The organism is Mongoliibacter ruber (genome assembly GCF_003003005.1).
GTDB lineage: Bacteria > Bacteroidota > Bacteroidia > Cytophagales > Cyclobacteriaceae > Mongoliibacter > Mongoliibacter ruber.
In genome coordinates, this window is record NZ_PVTR01000006.1 from 16,642 (window position 1) to 38,729 (window position 22,088).

General features: G+C 39.9%; 17 protein-coding genes and 1 pseudogene. 2 read left to right on the forward strand and 16 right to left on the reverse strand.

Features of this window, described 5'->3' with window-relative positions:
• Positions 1–338: 338 nt before the first annotated feature.
• The 11 genes from CLW00_RS10720 to CLW00_RS10770 all read right to left on the reverse strand — a co-directional run bounded on the left by CLW00_RS10720 (position 339) and on the right by CLW00_RS10770 (position 14,561).
• Positions 339–1,598, reverse strand: coding sequence for a DUF418 domain-containing protein (locus CLW00_RS10720; protein ID WP_106133694.1), 1,260 nt, complete (start codon positions 1,596–1,598; stop codon positions 339–341).
• A gap of 59 nt (positions 1,599–1,657) precedes the next feature.
• Positions 1,658–3,382, reverse strand: coding sequence for an amidohydrolase family protein (locus CLW00_RS10725; RefSeq protein WP_106133695.1), 1,725 nt, complete (start codon positions 3,380–3,382; stop codon positions 1,658–1,660).
• A gap of 241 nt (positions 3,383–3,623) precedes the next feature.
• Entirely contained in the window at positions 3,624–4,361 is a 738-nt protein-coding gene (locus tag CLW00_RS10730; RefSeq protein ID WP_106133696.1) for a hypothetical protein, read from the reverse strand.
• Positions 4,362–4,372: 11 nt separating this feature from the next.
• Positions 4,373–6,469 (reverse strand): M3 family metallopeptidase, encoded by a 2,097-nt coding sequence (locus CLW00_RS10735; protein ID WP_170073210.1) that lies wholly within the window; start codon positions 6,467–6,469, stop codon positions 4,373–4,375.
• 10 nt (positions 6,470–6,479) lie between these two features.
• Entirely contained in the window at positions 6,480–8,576 is a 2,097-nt protein-coding gene (locus CLW00_RS10740; protein ID WP_106133698.1) for a M3 family metallopeptidase, read from the reverse strand.
• A 48-nt stretch (positions 8,577–8,624) separates the two neighbouring features.
• On the reverse strand, positions 8,625–9,914 hold the full coding sequence (locus CLW00_RS10745; RefSeq protein WP_106133699.1) for an agmatine deiminase family protein: 1,290 nt from the start codon (positions 9,912–9,914) through the stop codon (positions 8,625–8,627).
• 228 nt (positions 9,915–10,142) lie between these two features.
• Positions 10,143–11,030, reverse strand: a complete 888-nt coding sequence (locus CLW00_RS10750; protein WP_089239324.1) for a hypothetical protein — start codon at positions 11,028–11,030, stop codon at positions 10,143–10,145.
• 242 nt (positions 11,031–11,272) lie between these two features.
• The gene (locus CLW00_RS10755; RefSeq protein WP_106133700.1) at positions 11,273–12,559 is read right to left on the reverse strand and encodes a type II toxin-antitoxin system HipA family toxin; all 1,287 of its coding nucleotides are present in this window, start codon (positions 12,557–12,559) and stop codon (positions 11,273–11,275) included.
• Positions 12,553–12,897: a helix-turn-helix domain-containing protein gene (locus CLW00_RS10760; protein WP_106133701.1), complete on the reverse strand. Its 345-nt coding sequence runs from the start codon at positions 12,895–12,897 to the stop codon at positions 12,553–12,555. Before CLW00_RS10760 ends, CLW00_RS10755 begins: the two co-directional genes overlap by 7 nt.
• 173 nt (positions 12,898–13,070) lie before the next feature.
• A complete protein-coding gene (locus CLW00_RS10765; RefSeq protein ID WP_106133702.1) occupies positions 13,071–14,252 on the reverse strand; it encodes an ATP-binding protein in 1,182 nt (393 codons plus the stop codon).
• A gap of 96 nt (positions 14,253–14,348) precedes the next feature.
• Positions 14,349–14,561: an agmatine deiminase family protein gene (locus CLW00_RS10770; RefSeq protein ID WP_170073211.1), complete on the reverse strand. Its 213-nt coding sequence runs from the start codon at positions 14,559–14,561 to the stop codon at positions 14,349–14,351.
• 182 nt (positions 14,562–14,743) lie between these two features.
• Here CLW00_RS10770 and CLW00_RS10775 point away from each other — a divergent pair, with 182 nt between their 5' ends.
• Positions 14,744–16,306: an amidohydrolase family protein gene (locus CLW00_RS10775; RefSeq protein WP_106133704.1), complete on the forward strand. Its 1,563-nt coding sequence runs from the start codon at positions 14,744–14,746 to the stop codon at positions 16,304–16,306.
• 17 nt (positions 16,307–16,323) lie between these two features.
• On the opposite strand, the gene CLW00_RS10780 is transcribed toward CLW00_RS10775, so the two are convergent.
• Both CLW00_RS10780 and CLW00_RS10785 read right to left on the reverse strand, forming a co-directional pair.
• The gene (locus tag CLW00_RS10780) at positions 16,324–17,598 is read right to left on the reverse strand and encodes a dipeptidase (protein ID WP_106133705.1); all 1,275 of its coding nucleotides are present in this window, start codon (positions 17,596–17,598) and stop codon (positions 16,324–16,326) included.
• Positions 17,599–17,685: 87 nt separating this feature from the next.
• Positions 17,686–18,579 (reverse strand): hypothetical protein, encoded by an 894-nt coding sequence (locus CLW00_RS10785; RefSeq protein WP_106133706.1) that lies wholly within the window; start codon positions 18,577–18,579, stop codon positions 17,686–17,688.
• Between the two features lie 153 nt (positions 18,580–18,732).
• On the opposite strand from CLW00_RS10785, the pseudogene CLW00_RS21650 reads away from it, so the two are divergent.
• Positions 18,733–18,976, forward strand: a pseudogene (locus tag CLW00_RS21650) (helix-turn-helix transcriptional regulator).
• Positions 18,977–19,140: 164 nt separating this feature from the next.
• Here the strand turns inward: CLW00_RS21650 and CLW00_RS10795 are convergent.
• From CLW00_RS10795 to CLW00_RS10805, 3 genes are all read right to left on the reverse strand, one after another.
• Positions 19,141–19,518: a GxxExxY protein gene (locus CLW00_RS10795; RefSeq protein WP_106133707.1), complete on the reverse strand. Its 378-nt coding sequence runs from the start codon at positions 19,516–19,518 to the stop codon at positions 19,141–19,143.
• A gap of 205 nt (positions 19,519–19,723) precedes the next feature.
• Positions 19,724–20,209 carry a YceI family protein gene (locus CLW00_RS10800; protein WP_245917244.1) on the reverse strand — a complete coding sequence of 162 codons (486 nt, stop codon included), beginning with the start codon at positions 20,207–20,209 and terminating at the stop codon, positions 19,724–19,726.
• 153 nt (positions 20,210–20,362) lie between these two features.
• Entirely contained in the window at positions 20,363–21,913 is a 1,551-nt protein-coding gene (locus CLW00_RS10805; protein ID WP_106133709.1) for a hypothetical protein, read from the reverse strand.
• Between the last annotated feature and the right edge of the window lie 175 nt (positions 21,914–22,088).

Consider the following 22,088-nt stretch of genomic DNA (forward strand, 5'->3'; position numbering starts at 1 on the left):
TGAATCAGGAAAACGGTTGATTATGACCGAACAAGTAAATGGAATTTGCAATAGAAATCAGGTGTCGAATTTAAGTACCATTTCTCCAACTCTATTTCCCAAACCTATGACCTTAGATTTTTCATTTACAGCAGATTAAATAGACACTAAAAACAATAAATTACCCACTTTTTACGAATTAAGAAAATTCTCAAAAGGGTCTCGGCAAGTTCGACCAGCGCAGCGTTTTTAACTTAAGGAAAAGGGGGAGGAAATGCTTAACTAAGTACTATGTTGCAGCTAACTAAAGTAGGAATTCGAATATTTATTTTTTTTTTTTTTTTGCTTATTACTGCGCTTCAAACTATAGGTTCGGTGGATGCCCTGACTTTTAATGCCTCCACTTTTCCATAAGTCAGCGTCCTCCAAAGCCACTCTAATGGACCAAACCTATACTTACTCAACCACCATTTGCTAAAGGATATTTGGAAACTAAAAATAGCTAAGACCAATAAGATCCCCTGCCACACTTCAAGTTCTCCAAATAACCCAAAAAAACCTGATCTAAAAAGCAACAAAGCGATCACTGAATGTGAAATATAATTGGTAAGTGCCATTCTCCCAACTGCTGAAAAGCCCGAAAACAGTCCTGCAAACTTCCCTCGATTATACAGCAAAATAAAGCCTGAAACATAGGTAAACATCATCACTATGCCACCTAGAATCCCCGTGGCCCTTCCTATAAATGCCCAAAAATCCAAAGAAGCCGGATTGGCATTGGAGAGAGCAAGTAATAGACCTAAGTTTAACAAAATTCCAAAAGGCAAGGATACCCAAAAGACTTTCTTGAGTTGTTGTTCATACTCATTGGTTCGGGCAAAAAAGCCACTTCTACCTATCAATAAACCCATCAAGAACATCACCATACAGGTGGGATAGAAAATAATAATCCCCGATAATAGGAAAAGCCATTGCTCGATGTTCATCCGAATAACTTCGCTGTAAGATCCGGAATTATATGCTTGATATGCTCTTTGGACTAAATCTTGAGTAGCTGCCAATTGCTCCATACTGCCTTTCTCCATTGCCTGCAATGCTTCGGGGTTGGAAGCTAAAATTTGGGGCATCATGCTAATTAAGCCGACAAAAACAATTGGGATCAATAAAAACACAAGCATCCAGATGATGATTTTCTTGGTAGAAGACTTTCTGAACAGGATCAATAAAAATCCAAAGAGTGCATAGTAAAATAGAATATCCCCTTCCCAAATCAATGCAATATGTAATATGGCTATGATCAAAAGCCAGAAAAGCCTCTTCCGAAACAAACTGATATTCTGTTTGCTTACCTCTTTGTCTTTATGTAAGAACACATAGAACCCAAAACCAAATAAGAGCGAAAACAAGACGAAGAATTTTCCAGTAAAAAAGAAGTAAATAAAACCATTGGAAAGTATCTCAACAGTGCTGTTTCCAAAAGAAGGCAACATGATGAATTCTACGCTTGGTTTGAAAAAGGCAGACATGTTGACCAAGAGAATACCAAAAATGGCAAATCCTCTCAAGGAATCTACCAAGTCGATTCTTCTGGATGGTGACAAAGGGGCAAGTGTTTCCATAGTGTATAGGTTTAGGGTTAAACTTTTCCAAAGTTCAAAACTTTGGAAAGTTGTTGAAGTTAAGGCTTCAATGCCTGCAATCGCTTCTCAATTACCTGATTACAGGGATAGATATCTAATGCTTTTTGGTAGTATTGGATAGCATTGGCGGTATCCCCTTGCATCAAAAAGCCTTCTGCATAGCTATCCCATACATTTTGGCTATATGGATGCATGCGCGTATTTAAAGCAAAAATTTCCATTGCTTGATCCAAATCATTTTCCCCTAAAAGATTATAGCTAGCGTAATTGATCAAAAATTCCAAACCAGACAAGTGATATTTTGTTGACATGCTATCCCATTTGTTTTCCAAAGCCAACAACGCTTGTGACATATCTTGAACGGTTTGAAACCAATCCATCAAAGATGGCAATGCTGCTTTATTTTTAGCCTCTTGAAGCATTTCATCCAATGCGTTGCGATCAAACACTTTTCCTCTAAGTACTACACTTTCAATTTCCCGAATAGCATTGATATCATCCAAAGGGTTACTGTTCAAAAGGACCAAACTTGCCGATTTTCCTTTTTCAATTATTCCAATTCGATCATTATTCATCACTTTGGCTGGATTGAGCGTGGCTGTTTGAAGAGCCTGTAATGGTGTCATGCCTGCCTGAACGTAGATTTCCAATTCATCATGCATGCTAAAACCCGGGAAGGCCCAAGGATTGGGATAATCTGTACCTGCTATGATTTGGGCTTTACTTTCAATTAGGATAGTTAAAATCTGAAAGTCATTTTGATACAATTGCTGCATTAACTCTAAGCTTGGCATCATTCGTTGGCTTCCCATGGTCCTTCTTGGTTTCCAGTCCTCAGTTATATAATTAGGCAAATACGAAATCCTAGGGTCTGATGTGAAAACACTATCCTGCATAGACCTAACCCCTCTGTTGGTAACCATGGTTGGAGAAAACCAATGTTTTGATAAGTCCAATTTTTGAAGCTTTTCTTTCATAGCAGAAGAATCAAAAAATTTCAACCCCTTCTGTAATGCCTCAATACGATTGCCAACCTCAAATAAATTATCTACTTCCTTCAATTCACGTAAAGAATAACCCAACTCCTGCAAGCCATACAGGTGTTCAGAGGTAAGCATTCCCGCCGCTAGGGCGTCAATAATAGAAACTGAATCAGGAACATGGCCTGAAAATGGAACGCCTAATTCTATGGCTGTTTTTCCAATTGTAAAAAAGCAAGCACTGTCCAGCCTAGAATAAACCTTGATAAAATCTGCTCCCTGAGCCACCTGACAGCGGACTAAAGCTTCCGCTTCTTCCAGAGTGGTTACCTCAGCAGAACTTGGCCAAATTTTAGGTGCTCCATCGGTCAATACTCCAGCAGAATAGATGTCGATAATAGGCTTACCAGAGGCTCGTTCTTCATCCATTTTCTTCCTGATTTCCATATCCCCCCACATTTCTCTTGCCCCTACTACACCATTGGCTACTAAGAGGTCATTGGTATCTTCATAGTTCCAGTTATTATGCACATGCATATCCCACAGCCCTGGGATCAGGTATTTCCCTGTTCCACCCACCACTTCAGTTCCTGCTTGGGGCTTGATGGTTTTGGTATAAATGGCTGTGATTTCATCACCGTCAATGGAGACTGTTCGGTTAGGAAGCACTTCGCCCGTGACTACGTCTATGACAGTGACATTGGTGATCAAAAGATCATGGGATGGACTGGAGCAAGCAAAAATGATCCATCCTAAGAGAGTGAAAAGTGAGAGTTTTTTCATGTGTTTTTGGTTTTGGGGTTCACGCGGCGAGCGCAAAGGGAAACGCAACGGACGCAACGATTTAATTATATCATTCAGGTGCACTCTCCCAATTTTGAGGACAAGATTCTCTTTTTTTCGTTGCGCTCTCCCGATGCTCGTGACAAGGTGTGCGTGAAACCATTTTCCTAAATTTCCCTGAAATTCATCACGCTCACAATACCCTAATCATGTGATAGCTAGTATTGAAAGCGAAATTTGTTCACCTCAAATGACTTCTAAAAAGCGCTGTCCAAAATTCAAAAGATGGCAACAGAAAGGTCAAGGTTATCATCATTAGTAGCGCCAACAGCCCCCATAAGGGATACTTGGGAAATTTCTTTTCTTTCACCCAATCGTGTATCACAACGGACAATGGAAATAAAACAAATACCAGCACCGTACCTTCCATAAAAAGTGCAGGAGCCATCCATTCAAACAATCTGCCTGTGGCAGGACCTGTAAAAGCCATGGAAGCAAAAAGCATCATGGTACGGTGTAAACTCTTGTTTTTCCGATTGAAAAATCCAATACCCACCATACCTGAGAAAGTAATCAAAGCCAATAAATCATTCGTCCACATGACATTCTGAAGCCATAGCCTTTCTGCATTATTGACATCCAAAAAACCCAAAGCATGCATCCTTGGCGCAAAGCCCATCATCACAGGAATTGCAAATATGACAGCAAGAATGGCAATCACGCCCAATACCCAGCCCAGCCTCATGTGTAGTTTGATGTTTTTGGTATTCACCAAGGCAGACTGTACCAGGAGCAAAATGTACCACAAAGTCATCAACATTCCATGAAGGATTAAATAGATAGGCAATTGCGCCATTTGCAAATGCCTTGGCTGATCAAAAAATGGGCGCAGATAAAACCTAGGACCAAAGCCTAACAACACCAATAGCAGAAGCAGGATGGTGATAATCAAGTAAAAGCGGGAGTTTAGGTGTTTCATTTAAACCTATTCTATTGATCATCAAAACTCTCCAAAAATGCATTTATACTCATATCCCTTCCCATAAAGTTTTTGAATAACTCCCCTGGATGAACAGTACCGCCTTTCGACAATATCTCCTTTTCAAGTCTTGCGGCAGTTGCAGGGTCAAAAATCCCGTTCTTTCTAAACTCATTGAAAATATCCCATGACATCATGTCTGACCAATCGTAGGTATAGAACCCTGATGCATATCCAGAAGAAAAAATTGAATTGAATGAAGGAATGTAACAAGTCCCCTCCACCCAAGGCAAAAAGGAATAATCCTGCATAAAAGAACTTTCCAAATCGCACAAATTTTCCTCAATGGGATTCTGAATACTATGCAGGGCTATATCAAGCACAGCATAGGGAATTATGAATTCCATCGCAGAAATTGCCCTGCCTTCCTTTTGGTTGCTAATGATTTTATCAATCAAATCCTGAGGAATGGGTTGCCCTGTTTGGTAGTGTTTGCCTACCCTAATTAAAAAGTCAGGCTCATAGGTCCATTTTTGTAACAACATAGAAGGCATTTCAACAAAATCAGAATACCTTAGGCTGACACCTGACAAACTTCTATAAGTTACATCAGACAATATCACATGCAATCCATGGCCAAGCTCGTGTAAAAAAGTTTCCAAATCATATAGCTTTAGCAAAGCCGCGGCATCACCGACGGGATTACTGAAGTTGCACAACAAATTCAGCACAGGTATTTCGTTTTCTCCATTTTCCTTGTGCTGCAAACGAATTGTACTCATTCGGGCACCCCCATCTTTGCCTTCTCTTTCGAAAAGGTCTAAATACATCACCGCTTTAATATTTCCCTTAGCATCGAAAATCTCATAAGAAGTTGCATCAGGGTGGAATTTGGGCAACCTATCATTTATCCTTAAATCCAGCCCCCACATATCTTTGACCATGGTAAAACTCTCTTTAACGACATGATCGACAGGTAAAAAAGGTTTTACTTCATCTGAATTGAACTCATATTTTCCGATTCTGTATTTCTTACTAAAATAACTATAATCCCATTCTTGAATGACATCATCAAAGCCCAATGAAGAAGCAAAAGTCCTTACACTTTCAATTTCCCTTTCAGCAATAGGTTTTACCTTGTCTGTATATTGATTGAGAAAATCTTCAACTTGTTTGGGAGTTTCCGCCATTGTTTCCTCAAGTTCATAATGTGAATAAGAATCGTAACCCAGCAATTGAGCCATTTCCAAACGAAGATTCAATATTTCTTTGGCGTTGTTGAGGTTATTAAATTCATTATCATTGTTGGCTATCTGCATCGATTCTCGAAACAGCTTTTCTCTAAGCCCCCTATTTTCTGAGTAGGTCATAAATTGTCCTGCCAGATTTCCATGATAGGAAAAAGCCCAGCCCTCCACTCCTTTTTTGCCCGCATATTCTGCTGCTGCCTCAATGGCCTCATCCGGCAGTCCTGTCAGGTCTTCCTCGTTTAGGAGGTGAAAAAAGGCGCGGTCCCTGTCCTGGGTTACATTTTGTCCAAAAATGACGCTTAACTCCGAAAGTCGGGTTCTAATTTCTTTAAGTCGTCCCTTTTGTGTATCAGGAAGGTCGTTACCACTACGTGCAAAAGAACTGTAGTTATTTTCCAACAGGGTCTTTTCTTCTTGAGATAAGTTTAAGTCATCTCTCTGCAAATACACAGCTTTCACCCGTTCAAAAAGTTTCGTATTCAAGAGTACTTCATTAAAATAGGCTGCATTAAGCTGATTTACCTCTGACACTATGGAGTTCAGTTCAGGATTACTGTAGGTATGTCCCATCAAACTGACATACCTCGCAATTAAAAATCTTTTTTGGCCTAATCTTTCAAATGCATGGATTGTATTTTCAAAAGTGGCAGGTTGTGGGTTGTCAATTAATTTTTGTATTTCTTCCCTTGCTTCTTCAAGGACAGCATTAAATGCAGGAAGAATATGCTCCAAATCTACCTCTTCAAAAGGGATGATGCCGTGGGGTGTTTCGTAGGGTTCCAACAGTGGATTTTGCCCGAATGATTGGCCTCCAACAAGAATAAACCATAATACCGAAAGTGTCACAATATTTTTCATATAAACTAATTTATTCATTGTCGAAACTCTCCAAAAATGCATTTATACTCATATCCCTACCCATAAAGTTTTTGAATAACTCCCCTGGATGAACAGTACCGCCTTTCGACAATATCTCCTTTTCCAGTCTTTTGGCTGTGGCTGGATCGAAAATGCCATTTTTTCTAAACTCATTGAAAATATCCCAAGACATCATGTCTGACCAAGTATAGGTGTAATAACCGGAAGCATACCCATTGGAAAATATGTGACGAAATGATGGAATATAGCATGCGTCTTCTACCGAAGGAAACAAGGAATAGTTTTGGGTAAAGTCCCTTTCCCAACCGCAAAGATCACCTTCAAAAGGCATACGCATATCGTGAAGGGCAATATCGAGGGCAGCATCAGCAATGGTTAACCGCATTTCTGAAAGTGCCCTGCCTTCCTTTTCATTGCGTATGATTTTATCAATCATTTCTTGTGGCAGCGCTTCACCTGTTTGGTAATGCCTGCCCACCCTGATAAGAAAATCCGGTTCATAAGCCCACTTTTCCAGCAACATGGATGGAACCTCTACAAAATCACTATACTTTAAGTTTGTACCAGATAGATTTCTATAGGTTACATCTGACAATATATAATGCAAGGCATGTCCCAATTCATGCAGAAAAGTACTGAGTTCGCTTAAACTTAAAAATGCCTCATTATCTATGGAAGGATTTCTGAAGTTACACACCAGGCCAATCAAAGGTATTTCATTATGCCCGCTTTCTTTATTCTGTGCCCGAATCGCGCCGGCAAATGCTCCACCTACTTTTCCTGCTCTCTCATAAAGGTCAAGATATAATACCGCTTTTACATCACCATTTGCGTCAAAAACCTCGTAAGGAAGCATTTGGGGGTGCATTTTTGGCAAGCTTTGGTTTTCCCTGAACTCGAGTCCCCACATTTCAGATACCATAGAAAAAGTTTCCTCGATGGCATGTCCAACAGGCAACCAAGGCTTAACCTCGTCGGTGTTAAATTCAAAAATCCCCTCCCTGTATTTCCTGTTGAAATAAGCAAAATCCCAATGTCGAATCACATCATTAAAGCCTTGAGAAATGGCAAATGCATGCAGATTTTCTATTTCCTTTTCTGCTATTGGTTTTACCTTGTCCTTGAATGTGTCAAGAAAAGTCATTACTTGCTCGGGTGTTTCTGCCATACTTTCTTCAAGCACATATTCGGCAAAAGAATTGTAACCTAGCAGTTGCGCCATTTCAAGACGAAGGTTCAATAGCTCTTTGGCAATTTCAAGATTATTGAATTCATTGGGATTATTTCCGATTTGCCACGATAACTTCAAAAGCTTTTCTCTTGATGCTCTATTATCTGCGTACCTCATGAAGTCTCCTGTTGAAGGGCCTGAAATTGGGAAAGCCCATCCATCTGTATTTTTACTCTTGGCATATTCTGCAGCTGAAGTGATTACCCTTTCGGGCAGTCCGGCCAGGTCTTCTTCCTGTGTAAGGTGGAAAAATGTACGGTCCCTATCCTGTATAGCATTCTGACCAAAAATGGTGCTCAGTTCAGTCAAACGACTTCTTATCTCTTTCAGACGCTCTTTTTCTTTTTCTGAAAGATCATTGCCATTTCGGGCAAACCAGCGGTAATAGTTCTCCAGCAGGGTCAGTTCCTCCGGAGTCAATGACAAGCTTTCCTTTTGTAGATAAACCTCCTTTACCCTCTCGAAAAGTTTTTCATTGAAAAGCAATTCATTAGAAAAGGCGCTGCTTAGGTGGCTGACCATGCCTACCGTCTGATATATTTCGGGATTGCCATTGACAGCAGCCATTGCATTTGCATAGCCTGATATCATGCCTGTATTTCTCCCAATCTTTGCATATGCGGCGATGGTATTGTTGAATGTGGCGGTCTCTGAGTTATCAATAATGGCCTGTACCTGCTTCCTGTCTTCTTCCAAGGCAACATTAAAGGCAGGTAAAATATGCTCAGTCTCAACCTTTTCCAAAGGAATGATCCCGTGAGGGGTGTTGAAGGTTTCAAGTAAGGGGTTTTGAGCGAGTGAAGGTTTTATGATTAGCAATAGCCCAAAAATAAGAAATGTAAATTTTGTGTTCATTTTATTAATATTTTATGGTTTTTATCAATTCATTAAAAACTTTGATTCTCAATTAGCTTTAGGTACCTGTTTGGTATAGCAATGTATTCCTCCACCTCCCCAGTTATAAACTGTAGCATCTATCCAGACCAATTGTTTATCAGGGTATAAACTTGAAAAAATCTCTTTGACGCGTCCTTCTTTTTCTGTAGAGCTACCAACTGCCAAATAAGTTGGCAAGAGCACCTTATCATTGGAAATCAAAAAATTGAGGTAAGAGGAAGCAGAAAGGTATTGCAGGGTATCTCCTAATGCCACCTTTTGGTGGGGGAGAAAATACTTGTTCCCAATAGTCGAATCACTTATTGCCCAGCCCTCTACAACAATATTAGGCCTGTACCGCAGATCCGGTAAAGGAACTTTGATGATCTTGAATGGTTTTCCATCCTGATCTTTTGCTTTGACCAAAATATCATACGTTTCCTGTAGCCTTCGGTAGTTTTCAGCATGAACAGGATGTACATCTTTTTCTTCTTCATCCACCCAAGCCAGCAAAATGGTATTCGCATTGGCAAATCGGATATATTCATCGGTATGACCGGCGGTACCAATGGCAACATATCCAGGAACAATGAATTCCGTTGGATCACTATCTTCGACCAAACCTTTTCCTACCCAAATAAAATGATGGACCCCTAAAGTACGCTTGAGTTCCTCTTCAATGCTGAGTTTGGACAATTCCGGATTAACCTTAAACATCCAATCCTCATTCAACAAAATACTTCCTTTCCCATTCACCTCTATTGCACCACCATCTAAATTCAAAGGAGAGACAAGCACCTCTAGTCCCTCTCTTGCAGCTATCAAACTGTCCGTTTTTTGATTTCTGTTGAAAAATGAAGCATCGGCCTTAGCTGTGTCCGGATCCACACCTTTCTCGATTAAAAACCGTTCGAAAAAATCCTGAAATGACCACCTATAGTCCACTGCTTTTGTGTCCCCCAGCCCATTGACCAGATACACCGGGCCAACGTCTCTTAGTGCCACAGCTTGCCATACGGGTAAAGATATAAAAGTATATGCTGCAGTATCTAAGCCATTTTCCAATAGGTATTCTTTGAAAACCACAGGATTTTCACTGGTATCTGATACAAAAATGACTGATGTAGAACCTTCAAGTGCGCGTGCTAGATCTACAGCCAATGGAAAAAACTCCGGTTGCCTTTCCGTCCAACCCATTAACATAGCCTCCTGCGGTTCCCATTCAGCAGGATAGTAAAAAATTGCAGGATCCCTTTGTTCTTGCTTGCAGGAGGCAATGATTACTATCAAAAAGACAAAGATTATTGAGTTTTTCATGGTTTGATGATTTTTGTTTCACACAGCGTGAGCAAAGAAAAGCGCAGAGAACGCGGCGATTATAAAACAATCCCGTTGCGCCCGTTGCGTTTTTATCTTTGCGTCCGTTGCGTGAAACCATACCCCTAAATTTCCCTCAATTTCAAGTTGCCTACAATACCCTAATGATGTGACTCGATTTTTAAAAATATACTAACATTAGCTCCTAATTAATAGAATCAACTATTATCACCACTCTTCCATCAAAACTTTGAAATAGGGATGAACTTCTGAGGTAAGTTTATTTTTCAGTTCATCTTCAAACAGTTTCTCTTGGTATTCCCCAAGAAAATCCCAAAGTTTCTTCATAACCTCTACCCCAGCTTCATCATATAGCTGACTAGCCGCCTGAATGAATCGGAATTGGTACCAACCGTAATTTTGGGGAGCTTCCATTACAATTTTCATTCTATTCTCTTCAAAAGTCTCCAAACTCCTATATTGATGGGGAGCTTTATCATTCGCAACCTGGTAATCGGCCAATACTTTTAACCCACTTACCCACTCGGGTCTTTCTGTTTGTGTATAGGCGAAAGCAGCCAGGTTACAAAATATTTCTTCCAGCCATATCCGCTGCGATTCTCTTTGACCATTAAAAAGCCATAGATGAAACAATTCATGGATAGTGCCCAGATCGAAAAAAAACCTGGCACTCATTCCTCCATTTTCCGTTCCATATGTTTCTTCAAATAACTCCTTGTCAGGAGATTGTAGCGTATTGGGATTTGGCAAATGGGCAGCCCAAAAAAAATTATCATCAGAAGACACGATGATAGCATTGTCTGTACGACGCCAATGGGGCATTCCATAAATCAACTGCTTACTGGTATATATCCCCCAATCGTCCTTGTTTAGGACAAGCAAATTTACTTTCAACTCCTTTTCTCCCAGAGTTTTAGAATAGAACCTATTTGCATCATTGGTCAATACACCTAAAAACAAAGGATTATCTTCTGTTTCATGCGAATAGAAGAGATTGATATTACCAGCTTCATAATATCTCAGGTCGGAAAAATCCTGAGAAAAACTTTGAAGGCTTATCAATACCAGAAAGGGGGGAAAAAGAAGCGTCTTCATGGATATAATTTGTTTTTTAGATTTATTTAAGAAATTAATTGATTTGTGACCATGATTTCCAAGTAGTTGGATTCACACAGCGAACACTATGAATTTAATAAAATCCCGTTACGTAATATCCTTCGTGATCGTCGCGTGAAATATCACCCATAAATTTCCCTGAAATTCCAATAGCTAACAATACCCCAATGATGTGATGTGTGAAGTTTTGAGAAGTAGAAAAATTAATCAAAAAGCAGCCCCTACACCAATTTCACCAAAGTAGCAGCAATCGCCTCAGCAAGCTTTGCATTCACCTTATACTTTCCGGCATACTCTATCCAATTGGAAACAATCTCCTGCACTCCTTGGATAATGCCTTGAGGGTTTCGGATGGAGTTTTGCTTGGCAATGGTCAAAAAATCATCCATCACAAAATCTTTCCTTTTGCCATTGATGCTCAAGCAATGCTGACTGACCCAAACACTATCTGGTCTATACGCATGGCAAATATCATAGGCAGGAGAAAGACTCCATTTTCCCTCCTGATCCATCAGAAAAGCAAAGTTCTTGGTATGGTCATCACAGTTGCGGGCCAATACATTAAATACCATCCTGCGGAACAGCTGCTCTGCTTCGGCGTACGTAAGTCTCAGTTGACGCATGGTCTGAAACAACTGCTCATAGCTGTAGCTACTCACATTATTGAAATCAAAATGCTGCAAAGCACAAAAAGTCTGCATATGAAGCTTATCCGTTCCATTCACTCTATCAAAGCGCTTGGTCATAAAATGCGCCCTGCCCTCTTCTTCAATCAGCCTACTTTGAGCCATTTCAATACCCGCATCTATCGCCATGGCATAGTAGGCCATCTCCACTCGTCCATAACCAAATGTCTCTCCAAACTGCGTGTCATTGACCCCGTCAAACTTGATCAACCAGTGTTCAAACCCAGCCTCCTGCAAAGTCTGTCCAGAGCGGATCATCCCTGTGGATTCATTGTACGCGATGATGGCTTTTGGTCTTGCCCCTCCTGCTGAAGTCCCCATCTTCAATACATTCAGCATGACATCTCGCATACCTTGGTCTGTGTGCATTTCAAATTGCTCCCTACTCTCCAACAACTTTTTGGTAGTTTCGATCAGACTCGATAGCTCCAATAATTGCCCTTGCTCTTGAGCCGGCAGCGTAGAAGGCTCAAACTCCAAAGCACCCAAGCCTCTATTTCCGATGAAACAAAGTAATTCTACAGGATTCAAGGAGTTTTCTGGCCTACCATTGCGGGCAAGCCAGCCATTAATCAATTCATTCCCATAGCGATCAGGTAAGGAATCCGCCAACAAGCCAGGAAGACCTTTGAATGTTGCATTTCTCCTCAATTCCGGGAAGCTGTAAATGCGAGTTCCCAGCGGCATCCGAACAGGGGAGATATCCAGTTTCCCTGAGGCAAACCTTCGGTCGTATTCGAAAAAAGCCAACTCCTGACTTTCATCCCATACCACCGCACCTATGCGCTGACCCCAGAGCTTGACAAATGCCGTCCTTACCATCCCAGATCATCTTTTGGTGAAGACTTTTTGCTTTTGGAAGCCCTTTTCCATTTCACTTCGTCTTCTTTGGCGAGCTGCATAGGACTTATAGGCTTAACCTCTTGAAAATGCTCCAACACATACAGTGCATCCAATACCCGCAAAACTTTCAATAGATTGGTCAGGGCAATATTCTCACCCCTTTCCAGTAAACTAAGCGTAGACCGACTGATCGCAGCCCGCTCTGCCACCTCGTCTTGCGTGAGGTTTTGCTCAATCCTGCGGGATTTGACAAAGCCCCCTATTTTTTTGAGAAGCGCTCCATCACTTATATATGATATGTATGAAAAGTCATTCATTATAATATTAATTTAGCTATTATGACTTATTTTTCATACAAATATATAAATTTTATTCAAATCAATAAAAACAATTTGAGTGATATATCATTCATTAATGTATTAAATTGGTTTTAATGAATGATTTTTCATTCATTAAAACCTTCTATTGAACGTCTGTTTAGAACTCACAATCAGTACAGCATTCCAAATAGCCATAAAGGGATTCTTTTGCCATTTCCACTTTCGATATCAAGGGCAAGGTAAGCGTTGGGGATCCCTTGGATCTGGTCGGTGGTTTTGCTGCCTCCCCCTACCTCAAATACATAAGCATCATCCACCATGAAGTCCCCATATTTTGGACTTGTCACTTTATGGACAGCACTCAGTTGGTTAATAAAAAAAGTTTCACGGACATTTCCCACATTAGCCATAGTTGGCGAAAAGAGATGAATAAAGTTGGGGTTTTGAAGGTATATTTTATCGGGCTTCTGAAGATAGCTGATTCCTTTTGTAGCAGACCTAAGCAGCTTAAGGATTTGGGCTTGATCCAAAATGTCCAACAATCTCAATATAGTATTTCGAGGAGTTTCTAATTTTTCTGCCAACTTGTTGATATTGGGTGTAAACGGAACACTTTCACTTAGGACAACTAGTAGCTTTTTTAAAGTCCGAACTGTACTGTGCTGCAATTCTTCAAAAGGAGCAATATCCGTATCAATCACCAGTTGGATTGTCTCCTGAAGTTTTTGTGAATACCCGATTTTGGATTCCAGAAAGAAAGGGAAATAACCAAATTTCAAATAATCCTGAAAATAGGACTGGACAGGTATATTATCCAACAGTTCAGGAGCCAGAGCATGGTGCTTGGTCAAAATATCATCCAAAGTAAAGCTTGAAAGATCTGTTCGGTACTGAAAATTCAGATACTCTCTAAAAGAAAGACCATGTAAATGATAAACAGATGCCCTTCTTGAAAGATCAGCATTACCTCTGGAAATATCAAGGATAGAGGATCCTGTCGCAATGACTTGAATATCATCATAATCATCGTATAGCTGTTTGAGATCTTTTGACCAAAATGCATACCTATGGACTTCATCCAAAAGAAATAGCCGATATCCTAATTCATAGAGTTCATTCACAAACGCTACCAATCTATGCGTTTCGAAATAAAAATCATCAAGGCTAAGGTAAATACCTTTCTTATCGGAAGTTGACAAATATTGCAGTAAAAGGGTGGTTTTCCCTGAACCTCGGTAACCCAAGATCAAAATCAAACTTTGGGTCCAATCAATTTGATGGTACAAATACCTCTTTTGCTTTTCCTTGACAGACTTTGCTTTCCTTTCAGACTTTTTGATCAGTACTTCCATAAAATAGTTTATACATAAAGCAAATTTACAAAATAGTTTTTACAAAAAGCATTTTTCAAAAATAGTTTTTCAAGAAAGCATGATGTAAGCCCTGCTTTACTTCAACCCTCTCCTTTTGGGTTCCTGTTGTGTACTGCAATGAATGCCTCCACCCTGCCAATTCAGCGGCATGGCATCAACGAACACAATTTCACGTCCGGGAAAAGCTTGTTTGAACAATGCTTCAACCTCTTTTTCCCGCTTGACAGAAGCTTCATCTCTGGCATAGGAAGATGTCGCCACTACGCCATTTGTGACCAAAAAATTCACTTGGCTACCAATACCCTAATGATGTGAGGTGAATTATTCCATCAGGTTAATTCTTAAAATTTTTCAGTTATTTATCGAAATATTTATTATTTTAATGTCGGAAAAATATAAGTATTGAAACCATCAATTCCAGAGCAGTACTTAATATCCCTAATGATTGATATAACTTAACCTTTTTTCCCATGAAAATCCACTTCCCAAACCACGTACTTATTTTATTTTCCCTCCTATTGATATTTGGCTATTGTACACCAAAAGGAGAAAATCATAATGATTTTGATGTTGTAATTTTAAATGGGAGAGTTATTGATCCGGAAACTGAGCTAGATGGAATAAGAAATATAGGAATCAAAAATGGGTCAATTAAAATCATTACAGAAAGCACAATAGAAGGATTAAAAACAATCGATGCGGAAGGGCTGGTGGTAGCACCCGGCTTTATTGATCTCCATGCTCATGGGCAAACTTTAACAGCTGATCGAATGCAGGCTTTTGATGGAGTAACTACTGCCCTTGAGTTAGAGTCCGGCATCTTGCCCGTGGATCCGTGGTACAAACAAATGGAAGAGCAAGGAAGAATACTAAACTATGGAACAGCAGCCGCATGGACTTTTGCAAGAATTGAAACTTTAGAAGATATACCTATGGAGCCAAATTTGAAATGGTTTCAGGAAGCATTTTCATTAAGAAGCTGGGTAAGAGATGCTGCAAGTCCATCCCAAATAGAAAATATTATCCGACTGATAGAAGAAGAAGGGATTAAACAAGGCTCAATTGGTATTGGAATCAATGCTGGTTATGCTCCAGGTGGTGGATTCAAGGAGCTTTTGGCCGTTCATCAATTGGCGTCTGATTATGGTGTCCCAACATTTACACATATCAGCGGAGATTTCCCTAATGATCCCAAATCTGCTGCGGAATATGTTGGGCAAATCATTGCATTTTCTGCTGCTACTGGTAGTCAGAGCCATATCTGCCATCTAAACAGTAGTAGTTTGAGAGATGTGAAAACGACAAAAAGCATGATCATAAGCGCCCAAAACTCAGGACTTCCTATTACCACTGAAAGTTATACATATGGAGCTTCGAGCACAACAATAGGTGCTGCTCTTTTCAACGAAGAGGCAAGAGAAAAAAAAGATATCAAGGCTGAGCAGATTGAATTAAATGGAAAGCCCTTAACTGAGGATGAATTTCAAAAAGTCAGAAATGAAAAACCTGGTTCTGTTGTGGTTTTCAGGTTTTTGTATATGCCGAGAGACGAGTCTATTTTGGATGAATCTGTTTTGTTTCCTGGAGGAGTAATTGCTTCGGATGCTATGCCTTGGGTAGATATTGAGACAGACGACTATTTTGATGATAACATATGGCCCTTAAATGAAAATGCCTTCGCACATCCGAGAAGTGCCGGCACTTACACCAGGTTGTTGAGTCACTATGTAAGAGAAAGAGGGGTCTTGAGTATGATGGAAGCAATTGCCAAATCCTCCTTGTATCCAGCAAAGATTTTAGAGCAATCTGTAGATCAGATGAAATACAAGGGACGAATCCAAACCGGAATGGATGCTGATATCATAATTTTCGATGAAAAAACTGTACAGGATAAGGCAACTTTCACAGAGCCTCAATTGCCTGCTGTTGGAATGAAATTCGTACTTGTGAATGGTGAATTGATCATTGAAAATGGGGATTTGGTGTTAGACGCGAGACCTGGAAAAGCCATAAGAAGAACTGTGAATGAATGATTAATTTAATCCGTAATTTAAGGTACCCTTTGCATTTTTTCAGATGTCACTTTAGCAATTCTAGGCCCTTCAATTTTCTGTAGTTCAGCGGACTTTTGTTCCACTGCTTCAAAGATCCTTAAAAAATTCTCTTGGGTTACCTTTTTCAGCTCCTTTTCTGTCCAACCTCTATTGGCCAACTCCAAAAGGATATTCGGAAATGTACTGGCATCCTCTATCCCCTCAATCAAATAACTCATGCCATCAAAATCACTTCCAATACCTATATGATCTACACCGATCATATTTTTCACATAATCAAAATGATCAACAAAATCCTTGACCGTTACTTTAGGATGTGGATTGGCTGCTTCCCAAGCATCCCATTCAGCATCAGCTAATTCAATCTCTTCGTCAGACATCTGGTCAGGATTAGAGTATTTTTCTTGAAAGGCCTTTCCAATGCTATCGAGCTTCACCAAAAAATAATCATGGGCTTCCTGGGTAGTAAAATAGTTGACCGGTGTCAACATAATCAATCCTCCGTTTTCCTTCAATTTCAAAAGTACCTGATCTGAGGCATTTCTTTCAGTATCGGTAAGGGCTCTTGCATTGGCATGGCTGAATATGACTGGAGCCCTCGTGATTTCCAGTACATCCAGCATTCCTTTTTCTGTAATATGGGAAAGGTCGATCATGATACCGAGGCGGTTCATTTCCAATACCAACTCTTTCCCATAATCGCTCAGACCATCATGAATGGGTTCATCGAAAGCCCCATCCGCAATGTTATTGTTGTTATAAGCCAAAATCACAGAGCGTAAACCCAATCGGTATAATATCCTCAATCTCCCCAGATCATCCACCAATTCATAGGTATGCTCCATGGATGGAATGATGGCAATCTTGCCACTTTTCATCACCTGCCTGACTTCAGAAGAAGTAACTGCTACTTTGAAATCAGCAGCATACTTCTTCTCTATTCTATAGATCAAATCCCAACCTTGCAGATATTCATTCATCTCTTTGCCTCTACCAAAAATATTGGTCAGCAGTGCCCCCACACCTCCTTTTCGAAGTCGGGGAATATCAATATGGCCATCCGAAATGGTATCTAATTTATAGTCATCCAACTCTCTCGGACATGCTTTACACCAGACATAATGGATCAATAAATCATTGTGTCCATCAATAAGCGGAGCTTCCCTCAGTACTTTGGCAACCAGATCTTCATGACTTAGCTCTACATGGCTAGTGCAGGAAATCAAAAGGATTAAAATCAACCAATAAGTTTTAACTTGCTCAAAATTCATAAAACCAATAGTTTTTATTAAGGCAATTGCAAATTTCCTAATTCATTGATAAAGTTTTCAAACTGAATCATTATCTCTAAAATTCGATTACCATTTCTTCAATAAGCTTTCAAAAAAAGGATGCACATCATCACGTAATCCGGACAACAATGCATCATCGTCCAAAGTCTCTTGGTTATTCAAAAGAAACAACCAAAGATTGATTAATACATCTGCCCCACCTTCATTATAAAGCTTCCTAGCAGCATCATGAAACCTGTACTGATACCATGCATAATTCCGAGGAGACTGCGTTCCTATTTCCCAATAATTATCTTGAAACTGTTCAAGGGATCTGAAGGTATAATTGGATTGGTCTTCTTTGGACCAATACATGGGTAAAAGTTCTAAAGCCCCAAGGAATTCTCCTTTTTCTTCCGCAATAAAAGTATGTAGCATCAGGTTACACAGTATCTCTGAAAGCCAGTTTCTTTGGGTATTAAGGCCTGCTTTTGAAGCCCATGCATGCCCGAGTTCGTGGACAGGCAATAAATCAAAAAAGTACCTGCTACTTACTTCATCATTTAGACTATAAGTCATTGGGAAAAGCTCCTTGTAAGGTGAGGATAATGAAGAAAAGTCAGGAAGCTGAATCCTCCAAAATGTATTATCCTCTGCAGCAACTACTAATCTTTTTTCGTTAGGAATAAAGTGAGGCATTCCATAAATCAAATTTGGGTCAGTGTAATGTGACCAATCCTCCTTAGAAAGCACATAGATCTTGAATTCAACTTCCAAGTCCTCTAAGGTTCTTTTGAAAAAACTGTTGGCTTCATAACAGATTTCACCTGAAAACTGGGCAGAAACTTCCTGATCCTGACTGTAAAAAACAGCCATTTCGCCAATACTCCATTCCAAGAGTAAAGGATTATCTTGGGCTTTGCTTAAGGAACAAAATCCCTGCAAAACCAGGTAGAGTATTAAAAACTTATTTTTCATCATCAAGTATTTAAAAGACCTCAAAATTAAAGGGTTAAAACAAGTTTAACCCCCTAAAACTAGTCAATTAAATAGCAATCAAAAATACCCCAATCATGTGATAAACCGAGTTTTATAAATTGAATATAATTGATGAATTTTGTTAGTAATAAAAAAATGAATAGGCTTAAAAACATGCATCAAGGAGAGATTTTAATAGAAGAGTTTCTAATTCCTCTAGAAATTTCTGCTTACAGATTGGCCAAAGAGACATTTATTCCTCAAACGATTAAGCAAGTTCTTCGGAACGAGCCCCAAGTTTAGGCTAAGGTTACAGAATGATTATGATCTTGAGGAAGAACAATACCAAAAAATAAATGAACTGGATAAAATCATTCCAATCGAGGATTCTACTGCTTGAGCTTTTTTGTTTCTCGCAACGGACGCAAAGATAAACGCAGAGGACGCAACGAGTCACATTTTCAACTTCGTTTCGCACTTTGCGTAATTCCATGATGATCGTTACGTGAACTCTTTTCCAGTTTCAAAAGAAATTAAAATGCAGGGTTTAGTTGAACCAATAAACTATAGGTTATTGGCTAACCTATGAATCCCATCTTTCAGGTATTTTACATTAAAATTTAACAGCAATCCCAGCTTCTTAGCTGAAAGTTTCAAATAGGTCAAAGTTTGAGCAAAGTGGACAGGGGCTAAGCCATCATTGGCTTTGACTTCTATGATGACTTTATTTTCTACCAGCAAATCTAAACGAAACCCTGCTTCAAACTTTATTTCTTTGTAAATTAATGGAACCGGCACTTGGGATACTACGAAAACACCAGCCTGAATCAATTCATACTCTAAAGCTTTTTCATAAACAGACTCTAGTAATCCTGGTCCCAAGTTTCTATGAATTTCAAAAGCCTTATCTAAAATTACCTTAGCGATTTCATTTTCTGACATAATTATGAGTGTTTGATATTCATTAAAAAAACAAATCATAAACCAATTAACCAATTTGGTGTAATAGTTTATCCGAATATTTAAACGATTAAATTTTTCTCGCAACGAACGCAAAGATAAACGCAACGGACGCAACGAGTCACATTTTCAACTTCGTTGCGCCCGTTGCGTAATTCCGTAGCGGTCGTTGCGTGAAACAAAAAACCTAAAATTCCACCACCACCCTCACTTCATCCGAAAGCACCAAACTCTTCTCCCCCAACCCATAATCCAAGCGATCAATTGTGAACTCACCTTTAAACATCTGCTGTTTTCCTGTTTGGGATAAAGTAAATGGGATTTCAATTTCTCTTTTCACACCCCTGATCTGCAACTCAAAAATCCCAATAAAAGCATTTTTCCCTTTAGACCGAAAAGACTTTGATTCCAAACTGATGAAAGAAAATTTTTCGATATGAAAATACTCTCGTCCATGTAGGTGCTTGTCCCTTAACTTGATTCCAGTTTGGATACTCTCTGGGTTTGCTTTTCCTCGAATACTCGATTGAGTCAACTTCTTTGGATCAAAATCAACCATTACTTCCCAGTCTGAGATCAATCCATCCACAGTAATCCCTGCGTTTTTGATTTTGAATTGGATGGGATTTTCTGGCTTGAAAGATTGTGCAGAAAGTAGAAACGGTACTATCAAAAAGAATATTAGCGTTAAAATTAACAAACGACTTCTAAAGTCAATTTTCCCACTTAAGTAATTAAAGTTCTCGCGACGAACGCAACATTTACGCAACGATCCCCACGGGGCTACAACAATATCTAAATATCCAATATCCATCAATATCAATGTTTAAAGCGTCAACAAATAAGCAATCAACGCCTTCTTGTCCATTTCATTCAACTCCATCCCAAATTCATGTCCCTTGACCGCCTTGGTCTTCACATCATGGGGCTTGAAGGCTGTAGGTACATAATCATCTTTCAATCTTGCCGAATCAAACAAGTCCTCCAAATTGGCTAAGGAAGCATCATGCAGGAATGGTCCTCTGTACCATAAACCCAATAAAGAAGGTACTTTGTAATAACCCGTCCCTCTTCTGGTCTTCATGGTGTATCCCGGATCTGTACCCACAGAAATACCGAAGATATCATACTTGTCATAATGTGCATCAGGCACCTCAAACCCATCCGTGGGAGTCAGTTTATTGTTGGTAAAAAGCGGTGGGGTGTGACAGGTTACACAACCTTGCTCGGCAAAAATGATTTTACCGCTTTCGCTCAATTCAGATGGTTTATTCGGGTTTTTAGGTGGACTGAGTGAATAAATATATTTGGCTAAAGCATATAGCTGGGCATCTGAGTGCCGGTCATAAGTACCTGGAAAAAAAATAGGTTCTCCGCTATTGAGCCTTTCTTTGGTCAAACCAATTGGATTGTAATCACCATAGAAATTCAGGAAATCCAAAGCCTGGTTCATGGAAATATACCGCATCATGTCCTCAATGTTCCGATGTTGTCCTAGGCCTCCGTGATCCAAGTACTTCCTGTCCTTGACCCCTATCAGGTTTGGCGCCTGGGGAGGAAAGAGGATACTGGTTCCTTGCCTACCAAATGCGCCTTCTGGGACAGCCCTATAAGCTTCCAGGATGGCTTCTTTTCCAGCGGCCAAGAGTTTGCCATGGGGGTCACCTTCGGCAAAAGGACTTGCAAACAAAAAACTGGTGATATTTTGTATAGCCCTTTCAGAAGCACCGTCAGTTTCCAAGGCAAAAGCAAAAGCCTTGTCACCAGGCCAGTTTCCCTGCGCACCTTTGAGTAGTGAACCATCATCCATCACGCGGGTATGGCACATGGCACAAGAGAGATTGCCAAGGTAAACCTTCCCCTTTCCAGCTACTACCCACTGGGCAAATGGCATGATACCCTCAGGAGTCAAGGGCATTTCTGTAGCAGTGTAAAAATCAATATTGCGGACATGCTTTGTACTGATCACTGCACCCAAAGTGTCAATTGGATAATCAAAAAGTAGTTCTCCTGCCTTGATATAATCCTCCTCTGTCAGCAATTTACTTTCATCCAATACAATCTCTGCCTCCTGTTCATGCAACCATTCCCAATACCCTTCCGGTTCATGGTCAGGATGGTAGACAGGATAAGTCTTGTAGATGACCCTTTCAGGGAGATTATAATAAAACTCCTCCGATACTGGCTGTGCTGAATATTCCGGATTTGAATTGGGCAGCTCCCAATCCTTCATGGCTTCATCCGTCCAGATGCGGGGGATATCTGAAAAAGAAAAATAGGAAGCATCTTGTTTGCTCAACCCAAAAGCTAGCAGAGGTAGCAGCATGCAGCCATACAGCCACAAGGGGAGTCTAGAAAGCCATTCTTTGATTTTCATCTTAACACTTTATTTTCAATCACTTACACAAGTTACAGCTTTCAAAAGTCCTTCACAATACCCTAATCAGGGGATTAGACCTGGCAGGTCTCAACCAATACCCTAATCCCGATACTCGGGACAAGTTATCTAATCGTATTTACTCATATCTTTTTTTAATCAATCTCAAACGCCT

Bases quoted from the DNA above. Each gene is read 5' to 3' on its own strand.
- CLW00_RS10735 (WP_170073210.1), bottom strand. From the start codon at position 6,469: ATGAAAAATATTGTGACACTTTCGGTATTATGGTTTATTCTTGTTGGA.
- CLW00_RS10720 (WP_106133694.1), bottom strand. From the start codon at position 1,598: ATGGAAACACTTGCCCCTTTGTCACCATCCAGAAGAATCGACTTGGTA.
- CLW00_RS10805 (WP_106133709.1), bottom strand. From the start codon at position 21,913: ATGAAAATCAAAGAATGGCTTTCTAGACTCCCCTTGTGGCTGTATGGC.
- CLW00_RS10760 (WP_106133701.1), bottom strand. From the start codon at position 12,897: ATGAATGACTTTTCATACATATCATATATAAGTGATGGAGCGCTTCTC.
- CLW00_RS10785 (WP_106133706.1), bottom strand. From the start codon at position 18,579: ATGATGAAAAATAAGTTTTTAATACTCTACCTGGTTTTGCAGGGATTT.
- CLW00_RS10740 (WP_106133698.1), bottom strand. From the start codon at position 8,576: ATGAACACAAAATTTACATTTCTTATTTTTGGGCTATTGCTAATCATA.
- CLW00_RS10750 (WP_089239324.1), bottom strand. From the start codon at position 11,030: ATGAAGACGCTTCTTTTTCCCCCCTTTCTGGTATTGATAAGCCTTCAA.
- CLW00_RS10795 (WP_106133707.1), bottom strand. From the start codon at position 19,518: ATGTCAGAAAATGAAATCGCTAAGGTAATTTTAGATAAGGCTTTTGAA.
- CLW00_RS10780 (WP_106133705.1), bottom strand. From the start codon at position 17,598: ATGAATTTTGAGCAAGTTAAAACTTATTGGTTGATTTTAATCCTTTTG.
- CLW00_RS10745 (WP_106133699.1), bottom strand. From the start codon at position 9,914: ATGAAAAACTCAATAATCTTTGTCTTTTTGATAGTAATCATTGCCTCC.
- CLW00_RS10775 (WP_106133704.1), top strand. From the start codon at position 14,744: ATGAAAATCCACTTCCCAAACCACGTACTTATTTTATTTTCCCTCCTA.
- CLW00_RS10765 (WP_106133702.1), bottom strand. From the start codon at position 14,252: ATGGAAGTACTGATCAAAAAGTCTGAAAGGAAAGCAAAGTCTGTCAAG.
- CLW00_RS10755 (WP_106133700.1), bottom strand. From the start codon at position 12,559: ATGGTAAGGACGGCATTTGTCAAGCTCTGGGGTCAGCGCATAGGTGCG.
- CLW00_RS10725 (WP_106133695.1), bottom strand. From the start codon at position 3,382: ATGAAAAAACTCTCACTTTTCACTCTCTTAGGATGGATCATTTTTGCT.
- CLW00_RS10730 (WP_106133696.1), bottom strand. From the start codon at position 4,361: ATGAAACACCTAAACTCCCGCTTTTACTTGATTATCACCATCCTGCTT.